Genomic DNA, 18,918 nt, shown 5'->3' on the forward strand with positions numbered 1-18,918 from the left:
AATTGCTGCGAGACGATGAGACAACGTACTGAGTATTCTACGGTTTCAGATTTGCAGGAACCGGCGGCGCCTCGCGCATCAGGGTGATGGTCACGCGGCGGTTGGCGGCCAAATAGGGGTCGTCGGGAAACAGCGGCTGGGTATCGGCACGGCCGCCCACCATAAAGAAGTGCGACGCCGGCACCCCGGACTCTTCCAGAATCTGGCGGATCGCGTTGGCGCGGTCGGCGGACAGATCCCAGGGGCCGTAGCCGGGACGCGGCGGGGTCCGCGGCGCCGAGGTGTGCCCCACGATCGACAACCGGTACGGCATGGCCTTGAAGCGGCTCGCCAGCGCCTCCACAACGCGCCGGGTGCGCTCATAGGGATTTTTCGAGCCGTCCGGGAACATCGCCCGCCCATCCTGATCGACAATCTCGATATTCAAACCGTCCGCGGTCTCCTCCATCATGATGTTCTTGGAGACTTCCGCAATCTCGGGCATGTCCTGCAGCGCCTGCCGGAGCGACGCGGACGCAAGCGCAAAACCGGAATCCGTCTTCAGGCGGGTGCCTTGGGCGTTGCTGTGATCCTTTTCATCGGGCGACGGCGTCGCCGACGATTCGGACGGCGGGATCTTCGCGACATTCTTTATTTTGGGCCGCGTCGGCAGCCCGTCGACTTCGATGATACCCGAATAGCGCACATTTTGCTGCACGCCGAACGCGTCGCGCATCGAGCCCGCGACAATCTGCAGCTTGGCGTTGTCCTGCGTCGAGAACGCGACCAGCATCACGAAGAACGACACCAGAAGCGCCATGAGGTCGGCGAAGGTCACGAACCAGCCGTGACCGCCGCCATGCGCTTCACCCCGCTTCTTTTTGGCCATGGTCCGGCTCCCTGCGCGTGATCGGGATCAGGCCGGCGCGAGTTCTTGAGCTTCGTGACGATGTTTTTCCGGCAGATAGGCGAGCAGCATTTCGCGCACCAGCGTCGGCGACTTGGATTCGCGCATCATCAATACGCCGTCGATGATCAGGGATCGGTTGATCTCCTCGTCCACCAGCTTCAGGTGCAGCTTGTCGGCGATCGGAAGGCACAACAGGTTGGCGAGCGCGGCTCCGTAGAATGTGGCGAGCAGGGCGATCGCCATGAACGGACCCAGCTTCGAAGGGTCGCTCATATTGGCGAACATCTGCACCATGCCGATGAGGGTCGCGACCATGCCGAAGGCCGGCGCGCAATCGCCGATCGAGCGATAGATTTTCTGGCCCTCGTCGAGATGGGTCAGGAAGTTGTCGCGATCGCGCTCGAGATTGTCGCGGATGAAATCGGCGTCGTAGCCGTCGGCGACATAACGAACGCCTTTTGCGAGAAAAGTGTCCGAGATTTCAACCTTTTCCAGCCCCATCGGGCCCTGTTTTCTGGCAATTTCCGCGAGGTTGGCGATTTCGTCGATCAGCTCGCGCTGGCTCACACGGCGCATTGTGAAGACGAATCGCATCCCGAGCGGAACGCCATGGAAGATCGAGGACAAAGGGAAGCGGATCAATGTCGCCGCAAAGGCACCGCCGAAAATTGCGATAAAGGCGTGCGAGTCCAGGAACATGCTGAGCTCGCCACCCATCAAAATCAGGGTGATCAGCACGCCCATGCCGGCAAAAAGGCCTAAACCAGTCGCGATATCCATTACGCTACCTCACGCGGACGCCTTCTGCACCCGGACCAACAATGTCCGGCAGATTAGGCGGATCGGCTTTACGTTCGGTAAAGGCTAACGGACCGTGAGCGGCCAATGTGACCGGCCTTTGCAGTTGCATTCCCGCTGCGCTATCTGGACGCCGGACATGCGGCAGCGGGCCGCGATCGCCGGCTGACCAGGACAAAAGCCGAGCAAATTCAACACGGAGAACGTCATGCGCGAGATCGGACATTTCATCGGCGGAAAGACGCTCGCCGGGACGTCCGGCCGTTTCGGCGACGTCTTCAACCCCAATACCGGCGAGGTACAGGCCAGGGTTGCGCTGGCCAGCACGGCGGAAGTCGAGTCTGCGATCCAGAATGCGCAAAACGCGCAGCCGGCCTGGGCCGCAACCAATCCGCAACGCCGCGCGCGCGTGATGTTCAAGTTTCTGGAGCTGATCGCGAAGGAGACCGATGCGCTGGCGGCGCTGCTCTCCTCCGAACATGGCAAGACGCTTGCCGATGCCAAAGGCGACATCCAGCGCGGCGTCGAAGTCGTGGAGTTTGCCTGCGGCGTGCCGCATCTCATGAAGGGCGAATATAGCGGCGGCGCGGGTCCGGGCATCGACCTCTATTCCATCCGCCAGCCGCTCGGCGTCGTCGCCGGCATTACCCCGTTCAACTTCCCGGCAATGATCCCGCTGTGGAAAGCGGCGCCGGCGATCGCCTGCGGCAATGCTTTCATCCTCAAGCCCTCCGAGCGCGATCCGTCGGTGCCGATGCGCATCGCCGAATTGTTCATGGAGGCGGGTCTGCCGGCAGGCATCCTCAACGTCGTCAACGGCGACAAGGAAGCGGTCGACACGATCCTGACCGATCCGCGCATCATGGCGGTCGGTTTCGTCGGCTCGACGCCGATCGCGCAATACATTTATGCGACCGGCTGCGCGCACGGGAAGCGCGTGCAATGCTTCGGCGGCGCCAAGAACCACATGATCGTGATGCCGGATGCCGATCTCGACCAGGCGGTCGATGCGCTGGTCGGCGCGGGCTACGGCTCCGCGGGCGAGCGCTGCATGGCGGTTTCGGTTGCGGTGCCGGTCGGACAGAAGACCGCCGACGCGCTGGTGCAGAAGCTGATTCCGCGGGTGGAGAGCCTGAAGGTCGGCCCCTCCAACGATCCGCAGGCCGATTACGGTCCGCTGGTCACCAAGGCGCATCTCAACAAGGTACGCGACTATGTCGATCTGGGCGTCAAGGAGGGCGCAAAGCTCGTGGTGGACGGCCGCGGCTTCAAGCTGCAGGGCTATGAGAACGGAAATTTCATGGGTGGCTGCCTGTTCGACGAGGTGACGCCGGACATGACGATCTACAAGGAGGAGATTTTCGGCCCGGTTCTGTCGATCGTGCGCGCCAGGGATTACGAGGAGGCGGTGCGGCTGCCCTCCGAGCACGAATACGGCAACGGCGTCTCGATCTTCACCCGTGACGGCGACACCGCCCGCGACTTCACCGACCGCGTGAATGTCGGCATGGTGGGTGTGAATTTCGCCATTCCCGTCCCCCTCGCCTACCACACTTTCGGCGGCTGGAAGAAGTCCGGCTTCGGCGATCTCAACCAGCACGGACCGGATTCGATCCGGTTCTACACCAAGACCAAGACGGTCACGGCGCGTTGGCCTTCGGGGACAAAAGAAGGGGCCGAGTTCGTCATCCCGACGATGCGGTAGCGCTCAGAGGGAGCCGGTACGCGCCCGGCGCGGAGCTCTGCATCGTCGCTCGACAGGCGGCGCGTCCGGACTAAACTTTGAAAGTCCACCCCATGCCCGAATACACGCTCCACTGTTTCGCCCAGTCCGGTAACGCCTACCGCGTCGCACTGATGCTCAATCTGATTGGCGCCGACTGGCAGCCGCAATTCGTCGATTTCTTCGGCAAGGGTCTGCCGCGCTCGCCGGAATGGCGCGCCGATGTCAACGAAATGGGCGAAGTCCCGGTGCTCGATCATAACGGCAAGCGGCTGACGCAATCCGGCGTGATCCTGACCTATCTCGCCGACAAGACCGGGACGTTCGCGCCGCGGGGCGAAGACGAGCGGCTGGAAGCTTTGCGCTGGATCATCTTCGATAACCAGAAGCTGAACGGCTATCTCGGCCCCTACCGCTTCCTGCGCAATTTCGCCAAGCCTGCGGGCGACCCGGCGGCGATGGCGTTCCTGAAGGGGCGGATCGACAACTCGCTCGGCATTCTGGAGAAGCGGCTCGCGCGCGCGCCTTTCGTCCTCGGCGATCGTCCGACCATCGCCGACATTTCGCTGGTCGGCTACCTGTACTATCCGGCGGAGGAATTCGGCTTCGACATTCCGGCGACTTATCCGAATATCGCGGCCTGGCTTGAACGAATGAAAGCGCTGCCCGGCTGGGCGCATCCCTACGACCTGATGCCGGGGCATCCGATCGCGTGAGCGGCCTTGAAGCGCCGCACCTTCGTTGCTATCATAAATGATAGCATCAGGAGTCCGCGATGGGACAAGTCTTGGTCCGCAACCTCGATGACGCCGTCATCGAGAACCTGAAGTTCAAGGCCGAAATGAAAGGGCGTTCGCTCGAGCAGGAATTGCGCGAGTTGTTGACGGCTGCCGCCCCGCTGACCGCGGAAGAGAAAATCGCCTTGATCCGAAAAATCCGGATCGAATCGCCAAAGCTGAAGGATTTCGATGTGTCGGCCGCGATCCGGGCGGGCCGCGACGATGAGTTCCTGGAGTGATCGCGATCGTTGACGCCAGCGTCGTTGTCCGGTGGCTGCTGAAATTGCCAGGATCGGAGCGCTCAGAGATAATGGTCACAAGCGCCGACGTGATCCTTGCGCCCGACATCGTCATCAGCGAAACGGCGAGCGCACTTTGGAAGGCCGTGGTATTCGCCGGGCTCGAAGTCGACCGCGCAACTTTTGCGCTCCGAAGCATCGATCGCCTTTTCGACGAACTCGTCCCCAGCCTAACGCTTCGGATGCACGCATTTTCAATCGCGACCAAGCTCAGACACCCGGTTTACGATTGCTTCTATATCGCGCTCGCAGAGGAACGTTCCGGCCGGGTATTCACCGCAGACCAGCGGCTCATCCGAAGATGTGAGGGGACGGATTTTGCAAGCCTAGTTGGCGACCTTTCTTAGGTGCGAGCCTAAGCCCCGCCGAATTTCGCGAGCAGCGCCTTGGCGTCCGCAAGCAGCTTTTCGCCGCCGATCGTCTTCGATGCCTTCAGCCAGGCATCGACCACCGGCTGCGTCGCCTTCTGCCAGCGCTCGGCTTCAGCCCTGTCGATCTGGGTAATGGTGTTGCCGCGATCCCTGACTGACGACGCCACGGATACCGCGAGATCGTCCCATTTTTTTCCAGCGGCGCGCGCCGCAGCCTGACCCGAATTGGCATCGATCACGGCCTTGAGATCGGCCGGCAGCGCGTCGTAGCGGCGCTTGTTCATCGCGACAATGAAGGTCGCAGTGTAGAGCGCGGGCGACGCAGCGAATTCGGCGTGATATTTCGTATAATCGCCGACCTTGATCACGGGTACCAGTTCCCACGGCACCAGACATCCATCGATCACCTTCAGCGACAGCGCGTCGGGCACCTGCATGACCGGCATCGTGATGCCATTGGCGCCGAGCGCTTTCAGCGCCTCCGCGGAGAGCCGTGTCGGCGCCCGCAGCCGCAAGCCCTTCAGGTCGGGCAGCGCGCCGACGGGCTTTGTCGTATGCAGCACGCCCTGATCGTGCGCGAACACGCCGAGCGGATGGACCTCCCTGAACTCGTCGCGCAAATGCGATTCGTAGAACGCCTGTACCGCCTGCGCATTCGCAAGCGCCGAACGATTGGCGACGAATGGCAGTTCGAATACCTCGATCTTGGGAAAGCGGCCGGGTGTTAGCCCCGGCAACGTCCAGACGATATCGGCAATGCCGTCGCGCACCTGGTCGTAAAGCTGCGCGGCGGTACCGCCAAGCTGCATGTTGGGATAGAGCTCGATGCGAATTCGCCCGCCGGATTCGCGCTCGATCTTGCGCGCCCACGGCGTCAGAAAGCGCACCTGTGCATTCGATGTCGGGGCCAGAAAATGATGCAGCTTGAATACGACCTCGGCGGATTGCGCCCCTGCCATACGCGAAAGCGCAGGCGCTGCCAGAACGGCAGTGGCCGAGGTCAGAAAGCTGCGGCGGCCGATACGGCTCATCATTCTCCAGCACAACGCAGAATGCGCATAACCGTCAAGCGGTGACGGGCATTTCGTGTAGATAGGCGCCGCCTTCCGGCTCGAACGGCGCCTCGATCTCCCGCACGGTGACCGCCAGCGTGGCCAACAGATTGCCCGTCTCGGCGGTCTGCAAGACGCGCACATAACGCGGATGAATTTCGGCCGGAATGTGATGGTCGCCGAGCAGCCAGGCGGCGCGGGCCAGATTGGCGAGATCGGGCGCCCTCACCTCCAGGAGCCTTTCCGGCCGTGCGACGATTTCGACAGCGCTTCCGTCATCGAGGACCACGCGGTCGTCATGCATCAGCCGCGTGCCGGCCGGCAGGGCGAACCGGATTTTCGTTCCGCGCAGACCGGTATGCAGGGCGCTCGGTTCGCGCCGCTCGCGATGGTCCAGCATGACGGTATCGCGGACGGCTATCCGCTCGACGTCGCGTGACATCACCGAGACCGCCCGAACCACCGCCATGGCGTGAGGGCCTAGTTCAAGCGATCGGGCCGCTCTCTGCCCTCTGGCTGGGCGAGCCCGGGGCGCGCCGGAGACGCATCGCCCTTTTCGGGGCCCGCCGCGGCCTGTGCGCTGCCATGCGCGGCAGGCTGGGCCGCGGCTGTCTTCGCTGCGGCAGTCTCGGCATCCTTGCGTTGATACTGCCGGTAAGCCAGCCAGCCGAAAGGCAGCGACGCCACGTAGAGCACCGATCCGGTGGTGAGGACCTGCCACGGATAGCTGACCAGCAATGCGACGAACAGCACCACCAGCAGGAAGACCGGCAGCACCATATGCGGCGGGACCCGGTTGCCGAGCTTCTTGCCGGAAAAGACCGGCAGCGTCGATACCAGAAGGAAGGCGATCGCCAGCGTATAGATGCAGGCCAGCGCCGTCAGCCGCGGCATGCCGAGCAGATTCACATAGATCGGCAGCAGCACGATGATCGCGCCCGCAGGCGCCGGCACGCCGGTGAAGAAATTGCCCGCCCAGGCCGGCCGGTTCGGATCGTCGGCCATCACATTGAAACGCGCCAGCCGCAAGCTCATGCAGATCGCAAAGACCAGCGCCGCGATCCAGCCGATGGCGCCGAGTTCGTTCAGGCCCCAGAAATACAGGATCAGCCCCGGCACCACGCCGAAATTGACGAAGTCGGCGAGGCTGTCGAGTTCGGCGCCGAACTTCGACTGGCCCTTTAACAGCCGCGCGACCCGGCCATCGACGCCGTCGAGCACCGCTGCGAACACGATGGCGCCGAGCGCCCATTCGATCCTGCCCTCCAGTGCCAGACGGATCGCGGTAAGCCCTGCGCAGAGCGACAGGAGCGTGATCATGTTCGGGAGCAGAACGCGGATCGGGATGGCGCGGAAGCGCCGTCTTCGCGGTTCTCCTGCCTGCGGGTCGACGGGTGAAAAAATCATGGGCGAACCCTATCAGTTTCCCGCGCGCAGTGCCATCAGGCGGCCGTCAGCGCCTTAACCGACCTTGAAATTGCGCGGGCCTTCGCCCCCCCTGAGGTCGGCCAGAACGGTTTCCCCGGCGATCGCGGTCTGCCCTTCCGCCACCAGCGGACGCGCGCCATCCGGCAGATAGATGTCGAGCCGCGAGCCGAACCGGATCATGCCGAAGCGGTCGCCGACGCCGATCGGTTCGCCCTCGCGCACGAAACACAGGATGCGCCGCGCGACGAGGCCGGCGATTTGCACCACGCCGACCCGGCCGTTCGGCGTCGCGATCACCACTGCGTTGCGCTCGTTCTCCTCGCTCGCCTTGTCGAGATCGGCATTCAGGAACGAGCCGGCCTTGTAAACGATGCGTTCTACCCGGCCCCCGGCCGGGGCCCGGTTCACGTGACAATCGAACACGCTCATGAAGACCGATATGCGCGGCAGCGGCCGGTCGCCGAGATCGAGTTCGCGCGGCGGCACCGCATTGACCACAAGACTGACTCGGCCATCGGCCGGCGATACGACAAGACCGTCCCGCACCGGGGTGACCCGCGGCGGATCGCGGAAAAAATAGGCGCACCACATCGTAAGGATGGTCCCGATCCAGCCGAGCGGCGACCAGAACCAGAACAACACCAGGCTCGCCAGCGCAAAGGCGCCGATGAACGGCATGCCCTGCGGATGGATCGGTACAATCTGCGAAGAGATCGATCGGATGACCGACATTCCCTACTCCAATAGATCGGCCGGCGCGCGGCGATCCGGCGCGCTGGCGGCTTTCACAATTTCGTCCTCGACCGGCGGCGGGTTGCGGTTCGGGGCCACATCCTCGTCCGCGGCGGCCAGCTTCTCGCGCGCCTCGTCGGCCTCGCGCTGCCGGTTCCACATGCTGGCATAAAGCCCTCCGCGCGCCAGCAGCTGAGAATGCGTACCGCGCTCGGCAATCTGCCCTGCCTCAAGCACGATGATCTCGTCGGCATTGATGATCGTCGACAGCCGATGCGCGATCACGAGCGTGGTGCGGTTTTGCGAAACCCGGTCGAGCGCGTCCTGTATTTCCTTTTCGGTATGGCTGTCGAGCGCCGAGGTCGCCTCGTCGAGCACCAGGATCGGCGGCGCTTTCAGGATGGTGCGGGCGATCGCCACCCGCTGCTTTTCGCCGCCCGACAATTTCAGCCCACGCTCGCCGACCTCGGTCTCGTAGCCCTTCGGGCTCATCCTGATGAAGTTGTCGATCTGCGCGAGGCTCGCCGCCTCCTCGACCTCGGCATCGGTCGCGTCCCAGCGCCCGTAGCGGATGTTATAGCGCAGCGTATCGTTGAACAGCACGGTGTCCTGCGGCACCATGCCGATAGCCGACCGCAACGAGAGCTGCGTTACCTCGCGGATGTCCTGCCCGTCGATCAGGATGCGGCCGCCGGTGATGTCGTAGAAGCGAAACAGCAGCCGCGAGATCGTCGACTTGCCCGCGCCCGATGGCCCGACGATGGCGACGGTGCGGCCGGCCGGCACACTGAAGCTGATCCCTTTGAGGATCGGTCTCGACGCTTCATAGGCGAAGCTCACATTGTCGAATTGGATGGCGGCCTTGCCGACATGTAGCGCCGGCGCACCGGGCTTGTCCCTGATTTCCGGATCGCGCGCCAGGATACCGAACATGGTCTCGATGTCGGTGACCGCCTGCTTGATCTCGCGATAGACCATGCCCATGAAATTCAGCGGCTGGTACAGCTGGATCATCATGGCGTTGATCATGACGAAATCGCCGACCGTGTTGGTGCCGGCCTGGATGCCGCGCGCGCACATCACCATCACCGCCGCGAGCCCGACGCTGAAAATCGCCGCCTGCCCGGCATTGAGCACGGCAAGCGAGGTATAAGTCTGCACGCTCGCCTTTTCGTAGCGCTCCATCGAGCGGTCGTAGCGCTTGGCCTCGCGCTCCTCGGCGGTGAAGTATTTCACCGTCTCGTAGTTCAGCAGAGAGTCGATGGCCTTGGTATTGGCCTCGGTATCGCTCTCGTTCATCCGCTTGCGGATCGCAATCCGCCACTCCGTCGCGTAATAGGTGAAGACCATGTAGGTGACGACGGTGGCGAGGATCACGGCGACATAGCGCCAGTCGAACTGCCAGAGCAGCACGCCGGCGATCAGCACGACTTCCAGGATGGTGGGCACCAGTTGCAAAATTACCATCCGGACGATGGTCTCGATGCCGTTGCGGCCGCGCTCAAGGACGCGCGTCAGCCCGCCGGTCTTGCGCTCCAGATGAAAGCGCAACGACAACTGATGCATGTGCTCGAAGGTCAGAAGCGCAAGCCTTCGCACCGCATGCATCGCCACCTTGGCGAAGACGCCGTCACGCATCTGCGTCAGCAAGGCCATGACGACGCGCATGCCGCCATAAGCCAGCGTCATGGCGATCGGCGCCGCGACCGCCCAGGTCATCCAGGACGAGGCGAAGATCGGAGCGCTCGGCTGGCCGGCCAGCGCATCGGTCGCCCATTTGAAGGTGAAGGGAACTGCAATGGTGGCGAGCTTGGCGAGCAGCAGCAGCACCACCGCGAAGGCCACCCGCATCTTGAGGTCGCTGCGGTCTCCCGGCCAGATATAGGGCCAGAGCGCGAACAGGGTCCGGAACAGGCCCTTCTGCGCGGCGCCCCGCGGCTTCTGGGCATCGCTGGCCGGGGCGTTGGTATCGGTCATCGGCAGATGGGGCGCCTGATCAATTCGGGTCCGCGCGACATATAGGCTGCCGCCGGCTGCATTGTTAGCACGCTTGGCATAGGCTCATCGGCCGCATACATCAACCGGGCCTGCCCCTTTACGGCCTTTCCACCCCGATGCGACAGTGAATGCATGAGCACGATTCGTAACATCTGCGTCTATTGCGGCTCCGGCGCCGGGACCGACCCCCGCTTCGTCAAGGCGGCGCATGCCTTTGGCGGCCTGCTCGCCGACAACAATATTGGCCTCGTCTATGGCGGCGGCTCGGTCGGGCTGATGGGCGCGGTGGCGGCCGCTGCCATTGCTCGCGGCGGCCGGGTCACCGGGATCATCCCGGAATTTCTGTCGAGCAAGGAGCGGCCCTTTACCGAGGCGCAGGAACTCATCGTCACCCGCGACATGCATGAGCGCAAGCGGATCATGTTCGAGCGCTCGGACGCCTTCGTGGCGCTGCCCGGCGGGGTCGGCACGCTGGAGGAACTGGTCGAGCAGCTGACCTGGGCTCAGCTCGGCCGCCACAAGAAGCCGATCCTCGCCGCCAATATCGGCGGCTTCTGGGATCCGCTCTGTGCGCTGCTCGAACACATGCGCGCGCTCGCCTTCATCCGCAACGGCCTGTCGGTCAACCTCCTGGTCGCCGACCGGGTCGAGGATATCCTGCCGAAGCTGCAGGAGGCTGCGCGTCCGGTGGCGGAAGCCGAAAAGCTGATGGAAGCGGGCACCGCGGAACGGCTGTAGTCGCGCTCTACGCCTTCGCGCCAGAGCGCACCAGCTTGTAGACGATCGAGTCCATCAGCGCCTGGAACGAGGCATCGATGATATTCGGCGAGACGCCGACGGTCGACCACCGCGCGCCTTCCTCGTCCTCGCTTTCGATCAAAACGCGCGTGACCGCCTCGGTCCCGGCATTGAGGATACGCACGCGATAATCGATCAGGTTCAGCCTGCCGATATACTTCTGATACTTGCCGAGATCCTTGCGCAAGGCGACGTCGAGCGCATTGACGGGGCCGTTGCCCTCGCCCGCCGAAATCAGGGTCTCGCCGTCGACCTTCACCTTCACCACCGCCATCGCCACGGTGACGCGTTTTCCGAGCGCGTTGTAACGCTGCTCGACATTCACATCGAACTGCTCGACATCGAAATAATCCGGGACGGTGCCAAGAACGCGCCGCGCCAAGAGCTCGAAGGAGGCATCCGCGCCTTCATATGCATAGCCATGCGCTTCGCGTTCCTTCACCTCGTCAAGGAGGCGCGCGATGCGCGGATCGTTCCGGTCCACGACCATCCCGATCCGCTCCAGTTCGGCCAGCAGGTTGGAGCGCCCGCCTTGGTCGGAGACCAGCACGCGACGGCGGTTGCCGACCGATTCCGGGGGCACATGCTCGTAGGTCTGCGGCTCCTTCAGAAGCGCCGAGGCGTGAATGCCGGCCTTGGTGGCGAAGGCGCTATCGCCGACATAGGGCGCATGCCGGTTCGGCGGACGGTTCAGCATCTCGTCGAGCTTGCGCGAGGCCGGCGCCAGCGCTTTCAGCTGATCGTCGGAAATATTGATGTCGAATTTCTCGGCGAAATCCTTCTTCAGCTTCAGCGTCGGGATGATCGAGACCAGATTGGCGTTGCCGCAGCGCTCGCCGATGCCGTTCAGCGTGCCCTGGATCTGCCGCGCGCCGGCGCGCACCGCGGCGAGCGAGTTGGCGACCGCCTGTTCCGTATCGTTATGCGCGTGGATGCCAACATGGTCGCCCGGGATGATCTTCACCACCGCGCCAACAATCTCTTCCACCTCATGTGGCATCGTCCCACCATTGGTGTCGCACAGCACCACCCAGCGCGCGCCGGAATCGTAGGCGGCCTTGGCGCAGGCCAGTGCGTAATCCGGATTGGCCTTGTAGCCGTCGAAGAAATGCTCGCAATCGACCAGTACTTCGCGGCCCTTGGCCTTCGCCGCGGCCACGCTGTCGCGGATCGAGGCGAGGTTTTCCTCGTTGGTGGTCTCGAGCGCGACCCGGACGTGATAGTCCCACGATTTTGCGACAAAGCAGATCGCGTCGGCCTTGGCATCAAGCAGCGCAGCCAGCCCCGGATCGTTGGAGGTCGAGCGGCCGGGCCGCCGCGTCATGCCGAAGGCGGTGAAGGTCGTCTTCAGGCCGTGATCCTCGGCAAACAAATCGGTGTCGGTGGGATTGGCGCCCGGATAGCCGCCCTCGACATAGTCGATGCCGAGATCGGCGAGCATCTTCGCGATGACCACCTTGTCGTTGAGCGTGAAGTCGACGCCATTGGTCTGCGCCCCGTCGCGCAGCGTCGTGTCGAAGAGGTAAAGCCGTTCGCGCGCCATGGTCATGACCTTCTCACGTCACCACAGCCCGTAGAGCTTCAGCGCAATCGCCACAGCCGCCGCGATCAGCACGATCTTCAGCGCGATGTAGTAGAGCCAATGGCGCGGGAATGGCGTATCCGGGCGCTTCATCGCGCTCACCATAAATAGTAGTTCGCAGCCAGAGCGAAGGCGACGACGATGGCGACCACGCCGACGATGAAATGATGCTTCTGAAGGTTCATTGCAGTGTCGTCCCCGCAGGCGGGGCGGTCTCGCCCAGCGCCTTTTCCATCGTGGTATTGGCAAGCCATTCATCGCCGCGCAACACCGTGTTGCGGCTCTTCGCCGTATAGCCGCGGCGCCGGAAGAAGTCCTCCGCGGTGTCGCTCGCCTCGACGGAAAGCTTTTGCGCGCCGCGGGCGCCGGCGAGTTTCTCCAGCGCCTCGACCAGCATCGTCGCTGCGCCCTGCCCGGCCGTCGCCGGATGGACGTAGAGCATGTCGATGACGTCCGCACCCTTCAGCGAAGCGAAACCGACCGGCTGTCCGTCAAGGGTTGCAAGCAGCGTGAGCTGTCCGGTCAGGCGCTTGGCGAACGCCGCCTCGTCATCCGCAGCCGCGACCCAGGCCTCGATCTGTGCATCGGAATAATCCTCGACCGCCAGTTCCTCGACGCTGGCGCGGAAGATTTCGGCAAGCAGCGGAACGTCGTCCGGCAGCATCGGCCGCAGCGCGAAGGGCAGCGTGGTCATCGCGCGACCTCCCAGGTGGTGCCGTCCTTGGAATCGGTGAGCTTGATGCCCATGGCGGCGAGTTCGTCGCGGATGCGATCGGACTCCGCCCAGTTCTTGGCGGCGCGGGCGGCGTTGCGCGCCGCGATGCGGCTCTCGATGTCGGCCGGCTCCACAGCAAGCGCGGGGGCATGCTGATATTGCCACGCCTTGAATTCGGCCTCGCGGAATCCGAAAAAGCCGAGGCTGCCGGCGAGCGCCTTGCGCCCGGCATTGTTTTTCAGCGCATGCATCTCGGCAAGTGCTTTCGGCGTATTCAGATCGTCGCGCAGCGCGTCGAGCACGCCCGGTGCGGGCTTCGCATCGGCTTCACCCGCAGTCACATCGAAAAACCCCGACAGCGCCTTTTCCGCTTCCTGCAAGCCCTTCACGGTCCAGTTGATCGGCTGGCGGTATTGCGTCGCAAGCATGGCGAGCCGCACCACGTCGCCCGGCCAGTCATTCAGCACCTCGCGGATCGTGACGAAATTGCCGAGGCTCTTCGACATTTTCTCGCCTTCGACCTGGAGGAAGCCGTTATGCATCCAGAAATTCGCCATGACCGGCGTATGGAAGGCACAGCGCGATTGCGCGATTTCATTCTCGTGGTGCGGAAACACCAGATCGATACCGCCGCCATGGATGTCGAAGGTCTCGCCGAGATGCTTCCACGACATCGCCGAACATTCGATATGCCATCCGGGGCGGCCCGGCGTTGCGATACCGCAAGGCGACGGCCAGCCGGGTTCGCCCGCCTTCGATGGCTTCCACAGCACAAAATCCATCGGATCGCGCTTGTAGGGCGCCACATCGACCCGCGCACCGGCGATCATCTCGTCGAGCGGACGCTTCGACAGCCTGCCGTAATCGGGCATCGAGGGCACCGAGAACAGCACATGGTCCTCGGCGACATAGGCGTGACCGGAAGCGACGAGGCGTCCGATCAGCGTCTTCATTTCCTCGATATGGTCGGTCGCGCGCGGCTCGACGGTCGGCGGAAGGCAGCCGAGTGCTGCGACATCGGCCTTGAAATTGGCGTAAGTGCTCTCGGTCAGCTCGCGGATCGAGATGCCCTGCTCCGCCGCGCGCGCGTTGATCTTGTCGTCGACGTCAGTGATGTTGCGGACATAGGTGACGTGGTCCGCGCCGTAGAGATGGCGCAGCAGCCGGTACAGCAGGTCGAAGACGATGACCGGGCGCGCATTGCCGATATGGGCGAAGTCATAGACCGTCGGCCCGCACACATACATGCGCACATTGGCCGGATCGAGCGGCCGGAACACCCGCTTCTCGCGCGAGAGCGTATCGTAGAGCTTCAGCTCCATCGTCAATAAGTCCTCAGGCCCCTGCTGGCCCGGGCGTTCTGTTTATCGCGATGGACAAAAGACAGCCGCAGCCAGCGTTCGGGCGCTAGCGAATAATCTCCCGGCAAATGCCGAAAAGGGGGTTGCGGACGGTCATCGCCGGGAAAATGTGGGAAAATCGTCGTGGCGTCAAGAGGATAGCGCGGCACAAAAACCGGTTAACAAAGCCTTAGCGATTTAGGCGCAAATTGAACCGGTCCTCGCCGAATGCTACGAGCCCCGCAATGCGATTCCTGCTGGCCCTCATCCTCGCCGCCATCACCCTGCCCGCCTCCGGGGCCAACGCCCCGGCGGAGCAGCGGATCTTTATCATCGCCAACAGCCCCGACGGCTATGGGGTTGATCGCTGCCTTGCGGACGGCGCGACATGCGGCGCCGCGGCGGCGGCCGCTTACTGCCAGTCGAAAGAATTCTCCACCGCCACGTCCTACCGCAAGATCGAACGCGAGGAGATCACCGGCGCGGTGCCGACCAGCAATCAATGCGGGCGCAACGGCTGCGAAGAATTCGTCGCCATCGAATGCCGGCGCTGATTCTCAGCGGAGTTCCGCTGCATAGCTGAACGCCGCAGCTGACCCGTCCGCGCGCTTGGAATGATTTGCTGCCGCCGGTAGGATGGCGCTTCGTTCGCCAGACTCGCGGGGCCGATGATCGAAATTCCAAAGTCGAAAGCGGCGGCCGCAAGGGATGAGCAGACGGCCAAGGCGGAGCTGACGTCTGCATTGCGCCCCCTGCGGCTTCTGGTGGCCGCGTCAATCATTCTCCCGGTCGCGATTTTCCTTGCCGCAAGCTGGGTGTCCTATCACCAGCATCTGGCGGAAGCGCGCGACCGCGTGCAGCGCAATCTGAACACGATCTACGAACATGCGCTGAAGGTGTTCGAGACCTTCGAGTTGACCGCCCGCTATCTCGACGAACTCGCCGATGGCGTGAGCGAAGCGGAATTTCGCCGGCGCGAACCTGAGTTCAACGCGCGGCTGCGGTCGCTCACGCAAGCACTGCCGCAATTGCGCGACCTGTGGATCATTGCGCCATCCGGCGCCCCGATCGTGTCTGGCACCGTCTATCCGATGCCGAAAATGGACCTGTCGGACCGCGAATATTTCCGCGTGCAGAAAGACAACGCCAATGCCGGCACCTATGTCAGCGAAGTCCTGAAGGCGCGCGCGGCCGATACGACATTCTTCACCCTCAGCCGCCGGATCAGCCGGCCGGGCCAACCCTTTGCCGGCGTCGCCACCATCTCGATCGCTCCGGAATATTTCATCCGGTTTTATGAGAAGCTTCCGCCACCCGGCGTCTTCGCCCTCATTCGCGACGACGGCTCAATCCTCGCGCGATACCCGGACCTGTCGCAGCAGCTGCAGCGCCTGCCCCCGGATTCGGCGGTGATGCGGAGCATCGCCCTACAGCCCGATGAAGGTTTCGTCACCGGCACGTCCAATTTCGACGGTCACACGCGGCTGTTCGCCTACCGCAAGATGCCGCGCTACAACATCTACGTCGTGTCCGGGATCGAATCCGAGGTGGTGATGCGCGACTGGCTGAAAAACATGGCCGGTCATCTCCTCTTCGGACTGCCGGCGACTGCGGCAATGATCGGGCTCGGCTTCGTGGCGCTGCGACGCACAAGGCGCGAGGCCGAAGCCCACAACCAGCTGCAGCAAGAGGTGGCGCGCCGCGAACGCACCGAACTGGCCCTGCAGCAGGCGCTGAAGATGGAGGCGGTCGGCCGGCTCACCGGCGGCGTGGCGCACGACTTCAACAATCTTTTGACCGCGATACTCGGCAATGTCGACCTGGCGCTCCGCCGTGTGCCGGAAAGCGACGAACGTCTGCGGCGTTCGCTCACCGCTGCCCGGCAGGCATCGGAACGCGCCGCAAGCCTCGTGCAACGCCTGCTCGCCTTCTCGCGTCAGCATCCGCTCGAGGAAAAGGCGGTCGATCTGAACCGGCTGGTCCAGGGCATGTCGGAATTGCTGCGCCGGACCATTGGCGAAACCATCACGGTCGAGACTGTGCTGGCGGGCGGGTTGTGGAAAACCGCGGTGGATCCGAACCAGCTGGAAAACGCGCTGCTCAATCTTGCCGTCAATGCCCGCGACGCCATGCCCGAGGGTGGGCGCCTGACCATCGAGACCGCCAATACCTATCTGGACGAGGGCTATATCGCCGCCAATGCCGCGGACATGACGCCCGGCCAGTATGTCCTGGTCGCCGTCAGCGATACCGGAACCGGCATGACGCGGGACGTGGTGGAGCGCGCCTTTGAGCCCTTCTTCACCACCAAGCCGACAGGCTCCGGCACCGGGCTCGGCCTCAGCATGGTCTATGGCTTCGTGAAACAGTCCCGCGGCCATATCAAGATCTACAGCGAGCTGGGAGAAGGCACATCGATCAAGATTTATCTGCCGCGCCTGACCAATGAGGAAGACGTTGCGCCTTGGTCTCCCAGCGAACCGCCGCGCAGCGTCGAGGCCGAGAAGCGGCGGCCCGAGCAGGTTCTGCTGGTCGAAGACGACGAGCAGGTGAACCGCTTTTCCTCCGAGGTATTGCGTGACGAGGGCTATCACGTGATTTCGACGCACGAAGGCGCGAGCGGCCTTCGCCTGCTCGACGCCAATCCGGATATCCGGCTGCTGTTCACCGACGTGGTTCTGCCCGGCGGCATGAACGGACGGCAGCTGGCCGACGAGGCGCGGCGCAGGCGGCCGGACCTCAAGGTTTTGTTCACGACAGGCTATACGCGCAACGCCATCATTCACCACGGACGGCTCGACGCCGATGTCGAACTTCTGACCAAGCCGTTCACATCCGAGGCGCTCGCCAAGAAAGTTCGGCAGCTTCTCGATCTCGATTCCGACGACCCCGCCGCGCGGATCGATGCCGTGGTCGACAGCCTGAAGTCGAAGGCGAAGGAATAACCCTGACGAAGCAGCCGGCCATCTGCGGTTTCGAGACGCGGGATTATCCGGGCAAGCTTAATCGGTCTCGCGCGTCTGCATGATTGCCTCGCGATAGAACTCACGGAGCTTGCCGCGGACCTGCTCGCGGGTGATGCCCACACCGCTCCGGTTAAGGTCGCCCCAAAGCTTTTCAATCACGTCCTCGTCCCCCGGCTCGCTAAAATCGACCTGGTGAACCGCTGCCGCGTAGCCTTCGAGCGAGGGACTGGGCAGCTGCATCAGACGGCCCGCCCACAGCGCCGCCAGCACATTGCGACGCGCCAGCACATTGTCCCGCGTGTCGGCATCGCTGCACCAGTCCCTGGCGCCACGGGAAGAAACGCTACGCGCACCGGAACGGGACGCAACATCGACGGTCATCGGCTCTCTCCAACTGGCGGGGCAATGGCTTTTTTCGCGTCGGATGCAGCAAGCGCAGCGCCAAGGCCGCCATGCCCAACCGGGTCTCCTGCAGCGGCGCGGGTCTTCCACAGCGAAAACAGGATCCCTCCGCCGATCAGCGACAGCGTCACGGCAAGCGAAATCGCCGGGTCGAGCTTGCCGACAAGCTGGTTCCAGAAAATCTTGCCGCCAATGAAGACCAGAACGGCGGCGAGCGCATATTTCAGATATTCGAAGCGGTGGATCATGGCCGCCAGAGCGAAATAGAGCGCGCGCAAACCGAGGATGGCCATGATATTGGCCGTGAACACAATGTAGGTGTCCGTCGTGATGGCAAAAATCGCGGGCACCGAGTCGACGGCGAACACGAGATCGGCGATGTTGATGACGATCAGCGCCAGGAACAGAGGCGTGGCGAAGCGGACCATCTTTCCGGTTTGCGGATCCGGTTTGTGGACGAAGAACTTCGAGCCGTGCAACTCGGCCGAAAGCCGCATCCGCTTCGACAGGAAGCGCACGATCGGATTCTTCGAGACGTCGTTGTCGCCCTCGCCCACCACCAGGATCTTGATGCCCGTGGCGATCAGGAACGCTCCGAAGATATAGAGGACCCATTCATATTGCTGAACGAGAGCGGCGCCGAACCCGATCATGATGCCGCGCAGAACAAGAACCGCAATGATCCCCCAAAGCAGCGCGCGATACTGGTATTTCGCAGGGATGGCGAAATAGCTGAAGATCAGCGAAATAACAAAGACGTTGTCGATCGAAAGCGCCTTCTCCAGCGCATAGCCGGTAAAGTATTCCATGCCCGAGGTCGGCCCCATCGACCACCAGAGCCACGCACCGAATACAAGAGCGATGGCGATGTAGAAAGCCGACAAAACGAGGCTTTCGACGACACCAAGTTCCTTGTCGTGCTTATGAAGGACGCCGAGGTCGAAGGCGAGCAGTGCGCCGACAATGCCAAGGAAGGCAAGCCAAAGCCAAATGGCCTTTCCAAGAAAATTGGCTGTCAAGACGTCGATGATCAGTTCCACGGTCAA

19 protein-coding genes are annotated in these 18,918 nt (G+C 63.2%); 7 read left to right on the forward strand and 12 right to left on the reverse strand.

Annotation, left to right across the window (positions count from 1 at the left end):
• Window positions 1–37: 37 nt before the first annotated feature.
• Both ACK41X_RS06550 and ACK41X_RS06555 read right to left on the reverse strand, forming a co-directional pair.
• Window positions 38–868 (reverse strand): flagellar motor protein MotB, encoded by an 831-nt coding sequence (locus tag ACK41X_RS06550; RefSeq protein WP_409720480.1) that lies wholly within the window; start codon window positions 866–868, stop codon window positions 38–40.
• 27 nt (window positions 869–895) lie between these two features.
• On the reverse strand, window positions 896–1,669 hold the full coding sequence (locus tag ACK41X_RS06555) for a motility protein A (protein ID WP_409720482.1): 774 nt from the start codon (window positions 1,667–1,669) through the stop codon (window positions 896–898).
• Between the two features lie 226 nt (window positions 1,670–1,895).
• Between ACK41X_RS06555 and ACK41X_RS06560 the strand changes: the two genes are divergently transcribed.
• The 4 genes from ACK41X_RS06560 to ACK41X_RS06575 all read left to right on the forward strand — a co-directional run bounded on the left by ACK41X_RS06560 (window position 1,896) and on the right by ACK41X_RS06575 (window position 4,835).
• Window positions 1,896–3,392 carry a CoA-acylating methylmalonate-semialdehyde dehydrogenase gene (locus ACK41X_RS06560; RefSeq protein ID WP_409720484.1) on the forward strand — a complete coding sequence of 499 codons (1,497 nt, stop codon included), beginning with the start codon at window positions 1,896–1,898 and terminating at the stop codon, window positions 3,390–3,392.
• A gap of 92 nt (window positions 3,393–3,484) precedes the next feature.
• A complete protein-coding gene (locus ACK41X_RS06565; RefSeq protein ID WP_409720486.1) occupies window positions 3,485–4,126 on the forward strand; it encodes a glutathione S-transferase family protein in 642 nt (213 codons plus the stop codon).
• A 59-nt stretch (window positions 4,127–4,185) separates the two neighbouring features.
• Window positions 4,186–4,428, forward strand: coding sequence for a FitA-like ribbon-helix-helix domain-containing protein (locus ACK41X_RS06570; RefSeq protein WP_409720488.1), 243 nt, complete (start codon window positions 4,186–4,188; stop codon window positions 4,426–4,428).
• A complete protein-coding gene (locus tag ACK41X_RS06575; protein ID WP_409720489.1) occupies window positions 4,425–4,835 on the forward strand; it encodes a type II toxin-antitoxin system VapC family toxin in 411 nt (136 codons plus the stop codon). Before ACK41X_RS06570 ends, ACK41X_RS06575 begins: the two co-directional genes overlap by 4 nt.
• Window positions 4,836–4,843: 8 nt before the next feature.
• On the opposite strand, the gene ACK41X_RS06580 is transcribed toward ACK41X_RS06575, so the two are convergent.
• Genes ACK41X_RS06580 through ACK41X_RS06600 form a run of 5 tightly spaced genes read right to left on the reverse strand, consistent with a single transcriptional unit; the run spans window position 4,844 to window position 10,048 of the window.
• A complete protein-coding gene (locus tag ACK41X_RS06580) occupies window positions 4,844–5,890 on the reverse strand; it encodes a TRAP transporter substrate-binding protein (RefSeq protein ID WP_409720491.1) in 1,047 nt (348 codons plus the stop codon).
• Window positions 5,891–5,924: 34 nt separating this feature from the next.
• Window positions 5,925–6,380 carry an urease accessory protein UreE gene (locus ACK41X_RS06585; RefSeq protein WP_409720493.1) on the reverse strand — a complete coding sequence of 152 codons (456 nt, stop codon included), beginning with the start codon at window positions 6,378–6,380 and terminating at the stop codon, window positions 5,925–5,927.
• 11 nt (window positions 6,381–6,391) lie between these two features.
• Entirely contained in the window at window positions 6,392–7,318 is a 927-nt protein-coding gene (gene pssA / locus ACK41X_RS06590; RefSeq protein ID WP_409720495.1) for a CDP-diacylglycerol--serine O-phosphatidyltransferase, read from the reverse strand.
• A gap of 54 nt (window positions 7,319–7,372) precedes the next feature.
• Window positions 7,373–8,071, reverse strand: coding sequence for a phosphatidylserine decarboxylase (locus ACK41X_RS06595; RefSeq protein ID WP_409720497.1), 699 nt, complete (start codon window positions 8,069–8,071; stop codon window positions 7,373–7,375).
• Between the two features lie 3 nt (window positions 8,072–8,074).
• The gene (locus tag ACK41X_RS06600) at window positions 8,075–10,048 is read right to left on the reverse strand and encodes an ABCB family ABC transporter ATP-binding protein/permease (RefSeq protein ID WP_409720499.1); all 1,974 of its coding nucleotides are present in this window, start codon (window positions 10,046–10,048) and stop codon (window positions 8,075–8,077) included.
• A gap of 153 nt (window positions 10,049–10,201) precedes the next feature.
• On the opposite strand from ACK41X_RS06600, the gene ACK41X_RS06605 reads away from it, so the two are divergent.
• Entirely contained in the window at window positions 10,202–10,807 is a 606-nt protein-coding gene (locus tag ACK41X_RS06605) for a TIGR00730 family Rossman fold protein (RefSeq protein WP_409720501.1), read from the forward strand.
• A gap of 7 nt (window positions 10,808–10,814) precedes the next feature.
• Here ACK41X_RS06605 and cimA read toward each other — a convergent pair whose 3' ends face one another.
• The 3 genes from cimA to cysS all read right to left on the reverse strand — a co-directional run bounded on the left by cimA (window position 10,815) and on the right by cysS (window position 14,492).
• On the reverse strand, window positions 10,815–12,410 hold the full coding sequence (gene cimA / locus ACK41X_RS06610; protein ID WP_409720537.1) for a citramalate synthase: 1,596 nt from the start codon (window positions 12,408–12,410) through the stop codon (window positions 10,815–10,817).
• Between the two features lie 220 nt (window positions 12,411–12,630).
• Window positions 12,631–13,143, reverse strand: coding sequence for a GNAT family N-acetyltransferase (locus ACK41X_RS06615; RefSeq protein WP_409720503.1), 513 nt, complete (start codon window positions 13,141–13,143; stop codon window positions 12,631–12,633).
• The gene (gene cysS / locus ACK41X_RS06620; RefSeq protein ID WP_409720505.1) at window positions 13,140–14,492 is read right to left on the reverse strand and encodes a cysteine--tRNA ligase; all 1,353 of its coding nucleotides are present in this window, start codon (window positions 14,490–14,492) and stop codon (window positions 13,140–13,142) included. The genes ACK41X_RS06615 and cysS overlap by 4 nt, the downstream gene beginning before the upstream one ends.
• Before the next feature lie 257 nt (window positions 14,493–14,749).
• Between cysS and ACK41X_RS06625 the strand changes: the two genes are divergently transcribed.
• Both ACK41X_RS06625 and ACK41X_RS06630 read left to right on the forward strand, forming a co-directional pair.
• The gene (locus ACK41X_RS06625) at window positions 14,750–15,058 is read left to right on the forward strand and encodes a hypothetical protein (RefSeq protein ID WP_409720506.1); all 309 of its coding nucleotides are present in this window, start codon (window positions 14,750–14,752) and stop codon (window positions 15,056–15,058) included.
• A gap of 114 nt (window positions 15,059–15,172) precedes the next feature.
• A complete protein-coding gene (locus ACK41X_RS06630) occupies window positions 15,173–17,449 on the forward strand; it encodes an ATP-binding protein (protein WP_409720508.1) in 2,277 nt (758 codons plus the stop codon).
• 57 nt (window positions 17,450–17,506) lie between these two features.
• Here the strand turns inward: ACK41X_RS06630 and ACK41X_RS06635 are convergent, their stop codons facing one another.
• Together ACK41X_RS06635 and ACK41X_RS06640 are read right to left on the reverse strand one after the other, a co-directional pair.
• Window positions 17,507–17,851 carry an ATPase inhibitor subunit zeta gene (locus tag ACK41X_RS06635; RefSeq protein ID WP_409720510.1) on the reverse strand — a complete coding sequence of 115 codons (345 nt, stop codon included), beginning with the start codon at window positions 17,849–17,851 and terminating at the stop codon, window positions 17,507–17,509.
• Window positions 17,848–18,912: a TerC family protein gene (locus ACK41X_RS06640; RefSeq protein WP_409720512.1), complete on the reverse strand. Its 1,065-nt coding sequence runs from the start codon at window positions 18,910–18,912 to the stop codon at window positions 17,848–17,850. Before ACK41X_RS06640 ends, ACK41X_RS06635 begins: the two co-directional genes overlap by 4 nt.
• Between the last annotated feature and the right edge of the window lie 6 nt (window positions 18,913–18,918).

Source organism: Pseudorhodoplanes sp. (assembly GCF_046289595.1).
Lineage (GTDB): Bacteria > Pseudomonadota > Alphaproteobacteria > Rhizobiales > Xanthobacteraceae > Pseudorhodoplanes.

Excerpts from the sequence above, each read along its gene's own strand:
- ACK41X_RS06625 (WP_409720506.1), top strand. The coding sequence starts at position 14,750 with ATGCGATTCCTGCTGGCCCTCATCCTCGCCGCCATCACCCTGCCCGCC.
- cimA (WP_409720537.1), bottom strand. The coding sequence starts at position 12,410 with ATGGCGCGCGAACGGCTTTACCTCTTCGACACGACGCTGCGCGACGGG.
- ACK41X_RS06560 (WP_409720484.1), top strand. The coding sequence starts at position 1,896 with ATGCGCGAGATCGGACATTTCATCGGCGGAAAGACGCTCGCCGGGACG.
- ACK41X_RS06605 (WP_409720501.1), top strand. The coding sequence starts at position 10,202 with ATGAGCACGATTCGTAACATCTGCGTCTATTGCGGCTCCGGCGCCGGG.
- ACK41X_RS06550 (WP_409720480.1), bottom strand. The coding sequence starts at position 868 with ATGGCCAAAAAGAAGCGGGGTGAAGCGCATGGCGGCGGTCACGGCTGG.
- ACK41X_RS06580 (WP_409720491.1), bottom strand. The coding sequence starts at position 5,890 with ATGAGCCGTATCGGCCGCCGCAGCTTTCTGACCTCGGCCACTGCCGTT.
- ACK41X_RS06615 (WP_409720503.1), bottom strand. The coding sequence starts at position 13,143 with ATGACCACGCTGCCCTTCGCGCTGCGGCCGATGCTGCCGGACGACGTT.
- ACK41X_RS06635 (WP_409720510.1), bottom strand. The coding sequence starts at position 17,851 with ATGACCGTCGATGTTGCGTCCCGTTCCGGTGCGCGTAGCGTTTCTTCC.
- ACK41X_RS06570 (WP_409720488.1), top strand. The coding sequence starts at position 4,186 with ATGGGACAAGTCTTGGTCCGCAACCTCGATGACGCCGTCATCGAGAAC.
- pssA (WP_409720495.1), bottom strand. The coding sequence starts at position 7,318 with ATGATTTTTTCACCCGTCGACCCGCAGGCAGGAGAACCGCGAAGACGG.
- ACK41X_RS06595 (WP_409720497.1), bottom strand. The coding sequence starts at position 8,071 with ATGTCGGTCATCCGATCGATCTCTTCGCAGATTGTACCGATCCATCCG.
- ACK41X_RS06630 (WP_409720508.1), top strand. The coding sequence starts at position 15,173 with ATGATCGAAATTCCAAAGTCGAAAGCGGCGGCCGCAAGGGATGAGCAG.
- ACK41X_RS06600 (WP_409720499.1), bottom strand. The coding sequence starts at position 10,048 with ATGACCGATACCAACGCCCCGGCCAGCGATGCCCAGAAGCCGCGGGGC.
- ACK41X_RS06555 (WP_409720482.1), bottom strand. The coding sequence starts at position 1,669 with ATGGATATCGCGACTGGTTTAGGCCTTTTTGCCGGCATGGGCGTGCTG.
- ACK41X_RS06585 (WP_409720493.1), bottom strand. The coding sequence starts at position 6,380 with ATGGCGGTGGTTCGGGCGGTCTCGGTGATGTCACGCGACGTCGAGCGG.
- ACK41X_RS06565 (WP_409720486.1), top strand. The coding sequence starts at position 3,485 with ATGCCCGAATACACGCTCCACTGTTTCGCCCAGTCCGGTAACGCCTAC.